At 45.9% G+C, this 15,794-nt stretch carries 12 protein-coding genes; 7 read left to right on the top strand and 5 right to left on the bottom strand.

Translation table 11 applies throughout. The features are described 5' to 3' along the window. Positions 1-85: 85 nt before the first annotated feature. Positions 86-2,473 (bottom strand): endopeptidase La, encoded by a 2,388-nt coding sequence (gene lon, locus ONB37_00950; protein MDZ7398707.1) that lies wholly within the window; start codon positions 2,471-2,473, stop codon positions 86-88. A 745-nt stretch (positions 2,474-3,218) separates the two neighbouring features. On the opposite strand from lon, the gene ONB37_00945 reads away from it, so the two are divergent. From ONB37_00945 to ONB37_00915, 7 genes are all read left to right on the top strand, one after another. Continuing rightward, the gene (locus ONB37_00945; protein MDZ7398706.1) at positions 3,219-4,733 is read left to right on the top strand and encodes a fumarate hydratase; all 1,515 of its coding nucleotides are present in this window, start codon (positions 3,219-3,221) and stop codon (positions 4,731-4,733) included. Positions 4,734-4,961: 228 nt separating this feature from the next. Continuing rightward, positions 4,962-5,960, top strand: a complete 999-nt coding sequence (locus tag ONB37_00940) for a D-Ala-D-Ala carboxypeptidase family metallohydrolase (GenBank protein MDZ7398705.1) — start codon at positions 4,962-4,964, stop codon at positions 5,958-5,960. Between the two features lie 472 nt (positions 5,961-6,432). Next, the gene (locus tag ONB37_00935) at positions 6,433-6,846 is read left to right on the top strand and encodes a hypothetical protein (protein MDZ7398704.1); all 414 of its coding nucleotides are present in this window, start codon (positions 6,433-6,435) and stop codon (positions 6,844-6,846) included. 73 nt (positions 6,847-6,919) lie between these two features. Beyond that, entirely contained in the window at positions 6,920-7,390 is a 471-nt protein-coding gene (gene bfr / locus ONB37_00930) for a bacterioferritin (GenBank protein ID MDZ7398703.1), read from the top strand. A 78-nt stretch (positions 7,391-7,468) separates the two neighbouring features. Then, positions 7,469-7,990 carry an inorganic diphosphatase gene (locus tag ONB37_00925; protein MDZ7398702.1) on the top strand — a complete coding sequence of 174 codons (522 nt, stop codon included), beginning with the start codon at positions 7,469-7,471 and terminating at the stop codon, positions 7,988-7,990. 164 nt (positions 7,991-8,154) lie between these two features. After that, a complete protein-coding gene (locus tag ONB37_00920) occupies positions 8,155-9,093 on the top strand; it encodes a PorV/PorQ family protein (GenBank protein MDZ7398701.1) in 939 nt (312 codons plus the stop codon). A 72-nt stretch (positions 9,094-9,165) separates the two neighbouring features. Continuing rightward, the gene (locus tag ONB37_00915) at positions 9,166-9,981 is read left to right on the top strand and encodes a DUF1460 domain-containing protein (protein ID MDZ7398700.1); all 816 of its coding nucleotides are present in this window, start codon (positions 9,166-9,168) and stop codon (positions 9,979-9,981) included. A 29-nt stretch (positions 9,982-10,010) separates the two neighbouring features. Here ONB37_00915 and ONB37_00910 read toward each other — a convergent pair whose 3' ends face one another. The 4 genes from ONB37_00910 to ONB37_00895 all read right to left on the bottom strand — a co-directional run bounded on the left by ONB37_00910 (position 10,011) and on the right by ONB37_00895 (position 15,717). Continuing rightward, the gene (locus ONB37_00910) at positions 10,011-10,784 is read right to left on the bottom strand and encodes a zinc-dependent peptidase (GenBank protein ID MDZ7398699.1); all 774 of its coding nucleotides are present in this window, start codon (positions 10,782-10,784) and stop codon (positions 10,011-10,013) included. A gap of 198 nt (positions 10,785-10,982) precedes the next feature. Beyond that, on the bottom strand, positions 10,983-14,525 hold the full coding sequence (locus ONB37_00905) for an alpha-amylase family glycosyl hydrolase (GenBank protein ID MDZ7398698.1): 3,543 nt from the start codon (positions 14,523-14,525) through the stop codon (positions 10,983-10,985). Between the two features lie 246 nt (positions 14,526-14,771). Beyond that, positions 14,772-15,290 (bottom strand): hypothetical protein, encoded by a 519-nt coding sequence (locus ONB37_00900; protein MDZ7398697.1) that lies wholly within the window; start codon positions 15,288-15,290, stop codon positions 14,772-14,774. A 1-nt stretch (position 15,291) separates the two neighbouring features. Next, positions 15,292-15,717 (bottom strand): EamA family transporter, encoded by a 426-nt coding sequence (locus tag ONB37_00895; GenBank protein ID MDZ7398696.1) that lies wholly within the window; start codon positions 15,715-15,717, stop codon positions 15,292-15,294. Positions 15,718-15,794 lie beyond the last annotated feature (77 nt).

Genomic DNA, 15,794 nt, shown 5'->3' with positions numbered 1-15,794 from the left:
TGAATTAACTCTTTCTCTGCACGACGATGGATGTTATCCAGAGGGAACTGTTCTTTCAGCAGAGTTCAGTGCGCTAAGAGTCCGTTTAGCCGGCTGCGCTAAGCGCCATTTTCGGCTGCTCTTCTTTCTCCAGCATAAGCTCTTCAATTTCGCTCATTTTTTCGAGGAAGACGAAATTCATTTCTTTTCGAATCTGGTCAGGAATTTCTACCAGGTCTTTCTCGTTTTTCTTCGGCAGCGCGACGGTGCGAATTCCAGCACGATGCGCAGCCAACACTTTCTCTTTAATCCCACCCACTGGCAACACTAGCCCTCGCAGCGTGATCTCCCCTGTTAGCGCCACATCGCTTCGGACCTTTCTCCCAGTGAGCAGAGATAACAGGGCCGTGTATAATGTCACGCCAGCGGAGGGACCATCCTTAGGAATGGCACCGGCTGGGATGTGAATGTGAATATCATAATTTTCATGGAAATTGTCATCGATTTTCAGCTCCTCGGCCTTAGCTCGAATATAGGACAATGCAGCCTGAGCCGATTCTTTCATTACGTCGCCAAGCTGCCCCGTGAGCTTCAAATTGCCCTTGCCCTTCATTTTCGATGCCTCGATGAACAAAATATCGCCCCCAACTGGCGTCCAGGCTAATCCGATGGCGATCCCAGTTTCGTTGATGCGTTCGGCTGTTTCGGGGAAAAACTTCTTCGGACCAAGATATTCTTCAACTTCTTTTTCCGTGATGATCTTCTTAGTGGCCTTTTTGATGTCGTCGATTTGAGCCACATCTTTTGCGACCCCACGGCAGATCGAAGCGATCTGGCGTTCCAAATTTCTCACCCCAGCTTCACGAGTGTAGGAATTGATAATTGTCTTGACCGCATCCTCGGTGAACTCAATTAGATCACTGGTCAAGCCATGCTCCTTAATTTGCTTGGGAATCAGAAAATCGAAAGCGATATGAACTTTATCCTCCTCCACATAGCTGGGGATTTCGATGATTTCCATTCGATCTTTCAATGCAGGCAGGATCGGGTCCGACATATTGGCCGTGGCGATGAACATCACCTTTGACAGATCGAACGAAACCTCCAGGTAATGATCACTAAACGAGAAATTTTGTTCTGGATCAAGAACCTCCAGCAGCGCAGAAGAAGGATCACCGCGGAAATCATGTCCGACTTTGTCGATCTCATCAAGCATGAAAACTGGATTATTGGAACCGGCTTTTTTAATCCCCTGAATGATCCGTCCCGGGAGGGCACCGATGTAGGTGCGGCGATGACCTCGGATCTCTGCTTCATCATGAATGCCACCCAGCGATATTCTCACGAACTTTCTGCCGATAGCTTCGGCGATGGAGCGGCCCAGCGAGGTCTTGCCAACTCCAGGGGGACCGACAAAGCAGAGGATTGGCCCCTTCATATCGTCCTTGAGTTTTCTGACTGCCAGATATTCCAAAATTCGCTTCTTGACCTTATCCAAGTTGTAGTGATCCGCGTCCAATTTCTGCTGAACCGCTTTGATATCCAGATTGTCCTTGGTGCTAATGCTCCACGGCAGTTCGATCAGCCAGTCCAGGTAGGTCCGCGAAACGGTATATTCAGCCGAAGAGGGATGCATTTGCGACAGGCGCTCGAGTTCTTTTTCTGCCACTTTTCGCGCTTCCTCGGGCATCTTCGCCTTTTTGATTTTCTGCTTGAGCTCCTTGATCTCAGATGTATCCGCATCTTCGCCCAGCTCTTTTTGTATCGCTTTTAATTGTTCTCGCAAATACATCTCTCGCTGGGTCTTGCTAAATTTGCTCTGGATGTCGGATTGAATCTTCTCGCCCAGTTCCAGGGTCTGAAGCTTTTTATTAATGATGATATTGGCCTTATTGAGGCGCTCCTTCACATCCACCGTGCCCAACACATCCTGCTTGTCCTCGATCGAAACATTGGCAAATGCTAAAGTCATATCTGCCAGAACCCCAGGGTCCCGAATATTGGAAATCATCACCAACTGTTCATAAGTGATCTCATTGGACAGATCAACAACGCGTTTGAAGATATTTCTCAAATTTGCCGCCAATGCGTCAATTTCAGGGCGATCTTTTTCATTCATGATATCGCGCAATGGCTCAAAGATCGCTTTGAAATAAGGTGTATCCTGAATAAACGTGATCAGTTTGATCCGATACATCCCCTGAATCAAAATCGTCTTGCTCCCATCGGGCATATCGATGGTCCGCATGACTCGAGCGGCCGTACCAATATGATACAACTCATCAGTGGTAGGATTCTCAATCGTCTGTTCCTTTTGGGTCAAAATTGCAATCAGATTATCATCCTTGCCAGTCTCTTCAATCAATTTCAACGACCGCTCCCGGGCAATGGTAATAGGCAAGAGTTGCTGCGGAAACAGCACTTCATTCCGCAACGGGATAATCGGGAGCACTGTCGGTATTCGGGGTGAAAAATCTTTTTTATATTCACTCATAATTCAATTTCCTCTATTTAAATTTTTGAATCTCGAACTCAAGTATTTCAACGAATGTCGAAAGAGATAAAAACGGTTTTTCAATTAAAATCGAAGCCATAAAAATTAGATAAACACTTTCATACACTTCTGGAGAAAAAAACACCAAAATTAATCGCTCTGGTCAGAATGAGTCGATGAAATTTTTCTTCAGTCAAGATCGCTTGAAACAGCACAATGCGATCATCATCGTGGAATGCTGGGCTGCTGGATCAAACCGATAAAAGCAGCCGCTATTGTGTTGCGCAAAATCGCTGAACGCATGTTCGCCTAATAAAAGAACATCTCAAAATCATAAAAGTTCATTATGCCACTATTTCATCAATAATAACTGAGCAAGATATTCAATCCATTTCCTTCGCAAATTACATGCCACATTTCTGTCACATCGATAAATCGCTTGAATACAGATGATTATCCGATTACCTCTTTTTTTAAATTTGTCATTGGAACACGAAAAAATGTCAGAGTGAGAAAGTTTTGTCAAATTGACAGAAAACAAATGTCAGATTAGTAGATGCAGCTAGACTGCATTCACTTAGCAAATGAGGACAATTAAGTTCCCTACGGGAAAATTGGATAGCAAATTTTTAGCTTGACCAATAGAAATTTTTTTAGTAGATTTAATTTGAACAAAGCGCATAGGAAAAAGCAGCTTCAGAGATTTGCCACGAGATGTTTTCCCACCATTTTGATAGGAGGATAAATGGATAAGGCAAAATTTACCGAACAAATCATTGAACTTATTCGAAGGACCTCTGCTTTTTTGCCTCAGGATGTGGAACAAGTCTTAAGCCTTAAAAAGAAGCTTGAAGCTCCAGGTTCGAAAGCTGATTTTGCCCTAGATCTTGTCATGCAAAATATAGGATTAGCAAAGCGCAATTCATTGCCAATTTGTCAGGACACTGGGTTATTGACCTTCTATGTGAAATGTCCAGTGGGATTCGATCAAATTGCTCTGCAAGCAGCGATCGAGGATGCGGTGGCACAAGCCACAGCCAAAGGGTATTTGCGGCAGAACTCTGTGGATAGTTTGACTGGGAAGAATTCGGGCACAAATCTTGGGCCGGGCAGCCCGAGCTTTAAATTCGTTCAGACTTACGACAAACATATTGATATCCGTTTGATTCAGAAAGGGGGAGGCTGCGAAAACATGAGCGCGCAATATAAGCTCCCTGGTGAATTCAACGGCAAAAAATTTGGCCGAGATTTGGAGGGGGTTCGCGCCTGCATCCTGGATGCTGTCTATCAGGCTCAGGGGAAAGGGTGTAGCCCTGGTTTCCTTGGAGTTTGTATAGGCGGCGATCGCGCCAGTGGGTACGATTGGGCCAAATATCAACTCCTTCGTGAGGTAGATGATACCAACTCAATCCCTGAGTTAGCTGCCTTGGAATCGCGGATTATGCAAGAGGCCAATGAATTGGAGATCGGTCCAATGGGATTTGGTGGCAAAATGACCATTGGATGCTGCAAGATTGGATTGCGCAATCGCCTGCCAGCATCGTTTTTTGTCACCATCGCCTATATGTGCTGGGCATATCGTCGCCGGGGCTTTGTGCTGAATCAAGATGGCGATGTGGTGGAATGGCTCTATCAGCCTGTTGATGAATTTGATCGGCCGATAGACTTTCCAGCTACCTTCAAAATCCCTGCTGGGGATATTAAAACCCTCAACACGCCTCTCAGCGAGCAAGAAATCAGATCGTTGAAAGTGGGTGACATTGTGGTGTTGAATGGCACTATCTTTACTGGTCGTGATGCTGTGCATAAATATCTTTACGAGGGGGGTGAATTGGACCAGATTCGGAACGGCGTTATCTATCACTGCGGCCCCGTGATTCTCAAACAGAATGGGGAGTACAAGACCATGGCGGCTGGTCCAACCACGTCGATTCGGGAAGAGCCATATCAGGGCGAGATTATTGGCAAATTTGGGATCAAAGCGGTGATTGGCAAAGGAGGGATGGGGGCCAAAACGCTGAGCGCATGCCAAAACTACGGAGCGGTTTATCTCCATGCCATCGGCGGAGCTGCCCAAATCTATGCCCAATGCGTGAAAAAAATCCCCAATGTCTACTTGGAGCAATTCGGCAGCCCAGAAGCAGTTTGGGAAATGCAAGTCGAAGGCTTCCCTGCTGTCGTTACCATGGATTCACATGGAAATTCGCTTCATAAAGAGGTTCAGGATCTCTCGCTCAATAAGCTCAAGCAATTGCTTTAGGAACTGACAAGGAAGATGATGGCGAACCCTTGCTGGACCAAGAATTTATTAGAGCAAGAGTTCGCCATTCGTTATAGAGTTGGTTTAAACCTATTGAGATATGATAGAAGTCTACCCACCCCTTTATCCTTTAGATATAGGGATAAGCAGCGCTATTAATCTTGAATGCAATGCCAATTGATTTCGTTTGTTCATTCAACTGATTTTTTCTAAGCGAGCAATGCTAACATGATCCGATATTTCTACCGAAGGCAATGGCCTATGTGGCATCATTTAATGCCATTGGCGTTTTTTTTATCTGTTGCTTGGCAGGTTTTTGCTGGCGATGCTCCCCAAAAATTTTCCGCTCAAAAGGCCAGCTTCAGCGTCGCTTTCAAAGACGAAGTCACGCCTTATCGGGTGATGGGAGTATTTGTTTTACCCAATGAGGTGCTGCAGTTAAGTGTGCACGACTCATCGAAATATGCAAGATATGAGCTTCGAATATCAGGGGGCAAAATATTGAATGAGACTGGTAACAGATGGCAATGGCAAGCGCCGGACAAAAAGGGACTTTATCCGCTTAAGGTCTGCCGTCAAAGCGCCATTCGCGATTCGATCACTTTAAATGTGTTGGTCATGATCCCTTTCGCTGAGCTGCAAGGCGAATATCTAAACCATTATCGGATTGGTAAGTATCCAGACAAACCATTGAAAGGAAGACAGATTTACCAGCCACCGCACGGATTTATCGAAGTGACCAGCGAATTAGAGCAGACCGCCATTTCGCCACATTTTAAATTATACCAATTTCTCTGCAAACAGGATTGTGAAGCATCCAAATATGTCGTGCTGGAAGAACGCTTGATTTTAAAATTAGAATTAGTCTTGGAAGAAGTAAATGCCAAAGGCTATCCTTGCACCACGTTTCAAATCATGAGTGGCTATCGGACGCCGCATTATAATCAGGCTATTGGCAATGTGAGATACAGCCGGCACTGTTGGGGAGCTGCAGCGGATATTTTTATCGATGAAAATCCAAAAGACGGGATGATGGACGATCTCAATCGGGATGGATCCATCGATATTCAGGATGCAAAGGTGCTCCATAAGATCATTGAGCAGCTCCAAACCCTTCCAGAACATCACCGGTTCATTGGCGGGCTGGCGAGTTATAAAGCCAATGCCTCCCACGGTCCTTTCGTTCATCTCGATGTGCGTGGTTATATTGCAACGTGGGGGGAATAAGCGATCAGCGATAAAATCTTGCTTGCCTGAGGAACGGAATCGTAGCATAGACGTTCAAAGATTGCTAAAACAAGATTGGATTTATTATTGTTTTGTGAATTCGAAAGAGATGAGGACTATTTAATAGGCTATCTCAAAACGCGCGAACTGATTGCTGAGCTATGGCGCCGCCATACCTGACGCTTAGCTATAAAATAGGTCCAAATAATAAACTCGGGCAGTTTCATGAACAGTTTCACTCCAAACTTTTGCTTATTGGACAGATCACCGAGATGAATCAAAATTGGTGTTTTGCCGAAGCCGAGGATAAAGAACTGAACTGAGCGGCATCATCGGGGAGAAAAATTTTATCAATGTGCAGCATGGAGGAGCGATCCAAAAAATGGTATTGAGATGGTTCGGGTAAAGCTTTGAGAAGCGGGTTGTTTAATAATTTTGCATGAGCAAAATTGACTCAGAAGAGGAGGGTATTATGGCAAAGAACGTTGGACTGTGGATCGATCACGAGAAAGCATTTGTCCTTTCGCTTGTTGATGGACAAGAGAAGATCAGCAAAATCGAATCTCAGGTCGAAAGCCACATCAAGACCCTTGGGGGCTCACGAGGCGCTACTCCCTATGGCCCACAAGAAGTTGCCACAGAGCGAAAGCTCACCGAGCGACGGAAGCAACAATTGCACAAATATTATCAGAAAATCATCGAGGAGATCAAGGACGCTCAGAAAATCTATATTTTTGGTCCAGGTAATGCCAAGCTCGAACTTGAGAAGGAGATAAAGAAATCAAAGCAATTAGCGCCCAAAATTGCCGCGGTTGAGGTGGCGGACAAAATGACAGAAGGTCAAATGGCTGCAAAAGTGCGAGAATTTTTTGCTCTAAAAAAATAGCTCGAAACAATCATAACATTTGAAATGAAAAGATTATCTACCTGACAAAACCATAACTATTTCGGAGGACAAAATGAAAGGTAATCCAAAAGTGATTGAAGCACTCAATAAAGCTTTAGCAGATGAGTTGACAGCGATTAACCAGTACATGGTTCATAGCGAAATGTGTGATAATTGGGGTTACAAAATCCTTCATGAAAAGATAGAAAAGCGGGCGATCACTGAGATGAAGCATGCGGAGCGACTGATCGGAAGAATTTTATTTCTCGAAGGCATTCCGATCGTTTCGACGCTGAATCCGATCCACATCGGCAAAACCGTCCCAGAGCAATTTCAGAAGGATTTGGCCTCGGAGCTTGATGCGATTAAAAATTATCAAGAATACATCAAAGTTTGTCACGAAGTCGGCGACGCAGGCACCAGAGAGGTGTTTGTGGATTTATTGCAAGATGAAGAGGGCCACGCCGACGAGATCGAAGCCCAGTTAGATCAGATCTCACAGATGGGAGCTGAGAACTATCTGGCGCTGCAAATTGGAAATTAGCCGTTCAATTGAAGCGTTTGCCACATCGGATTCGATTTGGCAAACGCTTCTTATGATTCTATTTTTTGGTCCTATGTCATGAAACACCAATCAACTGGCTTTACCATCGATGTTCGGATCGAAATTCCCAAGGGCAGTCGAAACAAATACGAATACGATCCATTGAAAAAGGCGATCAAATTAGATCGGATGCTATTTTCTGCTGTCCATTATCCCAGTGACTACGGTTACATTCAGGATACCCTTGGTGAGGACGGCGATCCGCTGGATGCGCTGGTGCTGGTCACCGAGCCCACCTTCCCTGGTTGTCTCATCGAATCGAAGCCAATTGGCCTATTCAAAATGTGGGATGAGAAGGGGCCAGATGAGAAAATCGTCTGTGTGCCAATCGGCGATCCTTATTGGAACCACATCGAAATCCTGGAGGATCTGCCCCCGCATTTATTGAAAGAGATCGAGCATTTTTTCTTGGTTTATAAAGATCTCGAGGAAAAAAAGACTGGTATCGATGGCTGGGGCAGCCGAGAACAGGCGATCGAAGTCATTGAACAAGCCAAGCTGAGATTCCGGCAACAGCTCGACTATTCGACTATGGAATAGCGAGATCCATCTTAGCAGTGAACAAAACTTCCCCAGCAAAGTTAAATAGGCAAACGCAAATTGAATCGCTTGTCCCCATAGGCTATCGTGTCGCTCGATGTTAAAAAGATTCGGGCGAGTTGGCGGAGAATGGGAGAAAAATTTTGGATTTTTTGGAGCAGATTATGCGACGCAGATGGTATCGTTCCTTTGTGATGATAGCAGCATGGTTGTTAGGTTGCGCACCATTGGCGGTTTCTGCCACTGGTACAGCAGGATTTGAATTTCTCAGAACACCTCCTGGCGCACGTCCCAGTGCCATGGCAGGGGCGTTTATCTCCATCCCTGGCGATATCCATTCGATTTATTTCAATCCTGCGGGATTGGCCACGATTTCTGGCCGAATCGCCTCCGCCAGTTATCTCAATCACGTGCTGGATTTCAATTCAGGCTTTATCGGTTATGCTCAGCCGTTCAAGGGGATTGGGCAATGGGGCATCGGCATCAATTATATGAATTACGGGAATTTTGAACAGACTGATGAGCTTGGCAATCGATTAGGTGATTTCAGCGCTGGCAGCCTGAGTTTGCAATCGGCATTAGGCCGAATGGTGGGACAAAATCTGATGATCGGTGGCTCAGCTAAGGTGATCTATTCCTCGATCGACCAATATTCGGCCACTGGGGTCGCCTTCGATCTCGGATTGATTTATCAACTCCCGTTTATAGAAGATATGAATGTCGGGCTGGGAATTTTCAATTTGGGAAGCACCATCGATGCCTTTCTGGATCATAAAGATCCGATGCCGCTAAACTTGGTCATCGGTTTCTCAAAAAAATTGGCTCACTTGCCACTCGTTTACTGCGTCGCAGCAAATAAATACATTGATGATGACATTCAGTTCAATGTTGGCGGTGAATTTACACTGGCCGAAGGTGTTTTTTTGCGGCTGGGTTATAGTTCGTTGGGAAGGAATATGAAAATCGGGACCAACGACGATAAATTTGCCGGGTTGTCGCTGGGATTGGGCGTTCAATGGAAACAAATGGCATTCGATTACGGTCTCTCCTCGTTCGGCGCTATTGGCTATTTGAATCGCGCCACCTTTTCCTATCAATTCTGATCATCTGATCCGAAATTTTGTTCAAGCTAAAACTTTGTTAACTCATAGATGATAAGATTGGTTCTCATTCTCATGTTGCTGATTCCTGCAGGCGCAATAGAAAGTCTACTGCCCCGTTCCAAAAAATTTTTTCAACTATCGACCGCTGAGATTGATGAACTGTTGCCACGGCTTCATCATCAATTCCATGATTTTCAAACCCGATTGTATGTGCTGGCGCAATTGCGACTGGACACACCGTATAATTTCAAAGCGATCGGAGATGGGGCTGGTTTTGAGCCAAATCCAGTGTTCCGTATCGATAAAACCAACTGTACCGCTTTTGTCCTGACGAATATGGCATTGGCCAGCGCAAAGAGCTATCATCAGGCCGAATCGCTAATGGCATATTTGAATTATTACCCTCAGCCCAAAGGCAAAAATCCAATTTTCTACCAAAATCGCATCCACTTCACTTCAGATCGGCTATTGACATCTCCATATTTTGAGCTGATTACCACTCAACTGGTCCCAGCCGAAGGACTCGATACCATCCATTTGGTGTTGAATCGGCAGAGCGATGGGACTCATTTTCTGCCTCTTGATTGGGAAAAAGAGATCACCCTCCCATATATTCCTCGACAGTTCATCACACCCGAACTACTTGCTAAATTGCCGGTCGTCTGCGGGATTGGTGTCATTCAAAAAGAGCTATTTGCCAAGGGAATTGCCATTGCCCATGAAGGGTTGTTGTTCAACCAAAAGGATTTTTTCCATGCCTCGAAGGATGCAGGAAGGCTAAGACAGGAAGATTTTCTGCGATATTCGAGAAAAAGAAAAAAGGTCAGCCTTAGCCCAGTATGTGACGGGATCGTAGTTTACATGGTAAAAGAGGTAAAGGTGGACTAAACAAATCACAAAATGAGAGTCTTGTACAGCTACTGCCCCGTTTTTCGGCTGGCCGGGTCTTGATAATAAAATAGCTGCAACTGCTCGTAGAGCGCTGGATGATGCTGCTTCAATTCCACCGGTTTTTCGAAAAAAAATTCTGTCACAACGGCAAAGAATTCGGCTGGGCTGATCGCTCCATATTGATTCAAAAAAGTCGGCCGATTCAATTCGATGCTTTTGATCAATTGGTTATATTCGCGGCTCAGGACGCGCGCCCATGCAATATACATAGAGCGATGTGGCAGGACTGGGGCGCCATCGGCTCTACCAGTCTCCTCATCCAATTGATGGGCAAATTCATGGAAAACCAAATTGTGGCCGTCATGAACGTCCGAGGCCCCTTTCAGCACTTCGTCCCAAGAGAGGACCACGTAGCCGTGCGACCACGATTCTCCAGCCCGAGCCTCCAATGTTTCGGTGACCAAGAGATCGCCCTCGATGTATTTTGTGGGGGCAAGGTAAGCGCTTGGGTAGACTAATATCGATCGAAGGGTAGGATAGATGTCTGTTTCCCTCCCCAACAGCAACATGCAAGCTTGAGCCGCAATCGTCACTTTGATTTCATCGGTTATCTGAAGCCCTCCACAACCCTCAAATTGTTTCTCGGCGATGAAAATCTGAATCAATCCTTGCAATTCCTTCTGTTCGCTAACTGAAAGCCTCCGATAATAAGGCACATTGCGCTGCAAAATTGTGAGCCATTCTACAGGAAAAGGTTTGTTCATCAATTTACGGCGTCGATATTTTTTAAACGGCAGCATAATGATATCTCAATTATTCCATCATTATTTTTATCCGAAGCTTTCGATAAGCATCTCAAAGGAAAACCTGGCCATTCGGGATGCTTGACCTGTGTGACCTTTCATGCTGATAGGTCTCTTGAGCAACGGCATCGGCAAATGACATCAATTTGAAAATCGATTTTCCGCTGTCAATGAGGAGCAAAGATTTCATTTGATTCATTGATTGGATTTCAACCCCTCTAACAATTTCTCCACCTGATATCCAGATTGTTCCTCAGATTTCTGCCATTGTTCGATGAGATTGAAAGTGGCAACTAACTGGGCCATTTGTTCTCGTCGATCGGCTCCCGGATCGCCGATAATTTCTATGACGGCAATTTCAAATAGCCAAGCGATAATACTTTCGAACGCCTCCTTGTTGAACCATAAAATATCTTGATAACGATTGACCTGGATAAATTGCTGCACCTCTTGATCCTCCAACAATTGCGCCAAGATGTGATAGGCGCGACCAGGTTTCTGGTTATCAGATTGAAACCAATGCTGATGACTGGTCAGTATTTTTATTAACGCGATCGCCTGCAAGGTTTGTTGATCATTGATTCCCAGATCATGAAACGCGGTAGTAGCGATCTTCCCCAATAACCATTCGTCGATCCAGCTTCGGCTTTGGGCTTCATAATCTTGCTCCGTCAGCACGCGCCCCAACTGGCGAATTAACGTATAGCCGAACAACACGCCACAATGAAACAAATCGCGGTTGATCGATTGCTTTAAAAACTGGATAGCCGCTTTTGCCTTTCGAGTGCTGGGCGAAGCCCACTGGCCTTCTAGATGTTCCAATTGCAGGATCGATATGAGGTCATGACCAAAATCGTCGGCAATAGTTTGAACATCACGGGTCGATCCGGTGAAATGCTTGATTTCAGCAAGTAATTCAGTGTATTTGTTGGTTAGCTCTTGTAATAGATCGCGATTTGAGACGGCTGTGCTGTCGAGGGTTCGATTGGCAAACAGTTGGTTAATATTATAGGCGTTCATCAAAGCCGCGAATTTAAGATGGATTGGCCGCAGAAATAGCTCGCGAAGCGCCGCGTCGATGCTGGGAACGCCTCTGCCGTCGAGATAGGTATTGAGCTGGGCATAATGATGCCATTCATTATCTTGCACCTCCCGAAAATCGAGGAACACCTGGTACTTGAACGCGCCCAATTCCGCATAGAGCCCCTGATCCCAGATCGCTTTGCTGCTGCGAATGTATTCCAATCCACTCACATGTTCTCGAAAGATTATGAAACGATTGGCGTCATTGGTGAGCGCCAGTCCTTCTGCCAGGCTTTTTTGCATTAATTTTACTTCATCACTACCCTCACTCTTTTCGGCATAGGCCGCTGAGGTCTTGATCCAGCCGCGGGCATGTTCGAACTTGTTATTGTAGATCACCAGAGCTCGCTCATCGCCATAGCGATTGGAATAAGCGAACACGTTTTCGTTGACATAGCCCTCCGGAGCATAAAAATCATATAGCAAGAAATTTTTTACATCGGCAAAAAGGTAGCGCTTTTTCATCAAGGGAAAAATTTCTCGTTCATGGCGTTGGATCAAGTTCCAGTCCGGCTGTTCGTCCCAGTAGGCACGGCGATATTCCATGCCGTATTTTTCTGTGAATCCTTCGATCTGGCCGTGACCAAACATTGGTAATCCTGGCATGGTGACCATCATGGTACAGACGCCGAAATATTTGTCATCTTTGCCGAATTGGGCGACAGCGGTCTGCTCGTCGGGATTATTCATAAAATTGACGAAACGTTTCAGAATCTCGGGATTAAATTCCATTGTGTTTTTGATCACACTGCGATATTTAGCATTGTCCTCATTTTTGAGCATATTCATGAAGGCGCTGTTGTAGACGCGATGCATCCCCAGGGTGCGAACGAAATAGCCCTCCATCAGCCAGAAGGCCTCGGCGAGAAGTAAAGTATCTGGCGCTTCTTGAGCGACCCGGTCGACCACCTCGCGCCAGAATTCGTTCGGCATTAATTGATCAAATTGGGGCTTGGTCAAGCCATGTTCGGCCCGGGATGGAATATCCCCCCCAGTGCCCGGTTCTGGAAACCAGAGGCGTTGGTAATGCCGTTTGGTCAATGTCATGGCCGCATCAAACCGGATGATGGGGGTGCGGCGCGCGACATATAAGATCGTCTGAATCACTGCTTCGCGCACTTCGGGCTTCAGATAATTGAGTTGCGCGGTATCATTCCATGGCATGCTCGTCCCATCGTTGCCATGGTAGATATATTTGACACTCCCAGTCCAAAAGTCGACCCGTTTGAAAACCACCGCAGCGTCAGTCCGATTGTAATAATGATCTTCGATATAGATACCGACGCGCTGATCATCGGACAGATTTGGGCCATTGAAGGAATAGGACGGGAACGGGCTATAATCCAACGAGATGAACCAATCGGGATGCTCCATCACCCATTTTGATGTAATTCCAGTATGATTGGGGACCATATCGCTGGCCAAACGAATACCGCGTTGCCAGCATCGTTCTTTCAGGTTGAAAAAGGCCTCGTCACCGCCGATCTCGGCAGCTACCACATAATCATGCAGCGAATAGGCCGATGCCTCGGCTTCGGGATTGCCGCAGAGCCGCTTGATCCGCTGCGAAGCCTTGCTCCGTTCCCAAATGCCGATCAACCACAAACCGGTGAATCCCCATCGCGCTAATTGATCCAACTCCTCATCTGGGATCTGATCCAATCGCGTAATGGAACGCCGATATTTTTTCGAGAGCTGATCCAGCCAAACCAATGTGCTCTTGGCGATCAAGACCAGACGTGGCATCCATTCCCGATCTGCACTAAACCGCTCTGGCTCTGCCTCAGCCCCACGAAACTCGTATACGTAAGACGGCCCGGGTCCAAAAGCGAAGCGCAGCTTTTCTTCCTCTTTGATGAAATCCAGACTACTGAGCAATCTATAGAGATATTTACCCAGCAGCATCCCCCATTTTTCTAAAATGTATTGGAGCTGTCCAGTCAATGAGTATGGGACAGCAATGGCCGGGCTGCGCAGCATGTCGATCAAGTTCTGATTATCTGGGCCGAAATGGGGCTGGTGTTCGAAAAATGTTTTGAGCTGATCAATCAATTTTACATAGCTGGTCTGCTGAACCAGTTTTTCATCGATGAACAATTCGGCAAATGGGGAAAAAGCCAGATTTTGGTTGGCTAACCATAACAGGATCAGCTCTTCCAGCACGATCTCGAGATTGGGTACGCCGTTTGTTTCGCCTCGAAGATAATCCTCCAGGCTCATTTTCCGCTGGTAGACTGCCACGACTGGGAATTCCTCAGCGAATTTTCGTAACGTGCGCTCCAGCTCTGATCGGCCTAATTGGGCGCTCAGCCACTCCAATGCTTGTTTCATGACCTGCGGTTGCGCCTGCTGCCGATAAAGTTCAACCACGTAATGCAAAATCTCGTCAATCAATCCCATGGCATTGAGTTGCCCGGCGCGAATGGTTTGCTCTGGAAAGTTGATCAAATCGCGCTTCGCGTTCATTTTCTGAGCGAATTTGCGCGCTGCATGAAAATTGGCAAAGATCACATTGCCCGATAGCGTGAAAATCGATTCGTCAAATTGGTACTTATCCCGCGCGTCCCGCGAAATGTGGAACTCCTTTGGCGCTGCATGTCGAATCGTCCCCACGTTCCGCGGCTCAAGCGCACTCAGGCGAATAATAAACCGCATCAGTTCTCCTCTCTCCTCTTTGGTATTCAAATTGGGTGTTGCAGAGTCGAAAATAATATATCCCGAACAACAGACCTGCAAAGACAAATTCTATCCGTTCCTCAATCCATCTCAATACGTTTTCGCTAATTTTATTGGTCTGCATGTTCAGCCATAATGCGATAACAATTTTCAAATCTCTCATGAAAAAATAGCATGGCTCATTCATTTTTGATAATGAAGTTGCCCTTTCAAGAGAGCTCAAATCTATCTCGATCCAGCTACAGTTCCAAAATGCTTGAACAAATGATAGATCATAAAACCAATCGTAACGAGAAACAGCACCAGAGCAACCCAGAAATTTTTGATTTTTTGCCCCGAAATTAGGTTCGCCTGATAGATCAAATTAAAGGTCACGATTAAAAATAGCAAGACGACATTTCCAAGCCAGATCAAGAAAGTTGCTAGCGTTGTAATAGTCTGTCTTTTTCGTTCCGAAGATAACCAATAATGCTTATTGGGCAGATTGAGCCAAGCTGGTGGAAGCTTCCCGATGATCCAGGACAAGAAATATAACAGCACCGCCGTACCGAAAGTTATCCCCAGATGAAACGCCATAACGGAATTTTTGGATGACCATTTATCTGGTTGCATCATCAAATTGAAATGCGATGCAACCTGAGGTTGCAATTTCGGATGAAAATAGACCGTTTGAGCAACGGAAATCAACACTAAGGCCACAGCGACGAAGCGGCCCAATTTATTTTGTTCAAAAATGATCGTCATATCACCCGATGGTTAGCAAAACAATGCCTCCGACCGTCATTAATAGGCCCAAAATTGATGTTAAAGTCACTGGCTCGCCGGCCAGCATAAATCCCATTAGCGCTCCAAAAAGCGGGGAAGTGAATGCGATGGGCATGACGCGGCTCAGGGGCGCACCTTTGATGGCCATATAGAAAAATAGCATTCCCAGTGAACCGGCGATCACGCCGCCACCGATGATCATATAGATCAATGCTTTTGGACCGGCCTGAGGGATCATTTTCCATTGAGGATAACTGACCAGCGATAAGATTACGAGCGCCACGAGTGTCCGAATCGTAATTCCCACCTGTGGCGTCAAATGCCCCAAATGAAGGCCCTTTTTTTCAAAATAGCCACCAACGCCCCAAGCAATTGCTGTGAGCAATGCAAATAGCTGTGGTTTCATATGACCCCTTAATCGTTTTCGAAGCTACACGAGAAAGATAGATTCCTACATGAGCAACCAGATCAATCCAACCAAGT

This window comes from candidate division KSB1 bacterium, assembly GCA_034506395.1.
Lineage (GTDB): Bacteria > Zhuqueibacterota > Zhuqueibacteria > Thermofontimicrobiales > Thermofontimicrobiaceae > Thermofontimicrobium.
The sequence above is the reverse complement of the archived record's forward strand: the minus strand, read 5'-3'. Positions and strand labels throughout refer to the sequence as shown.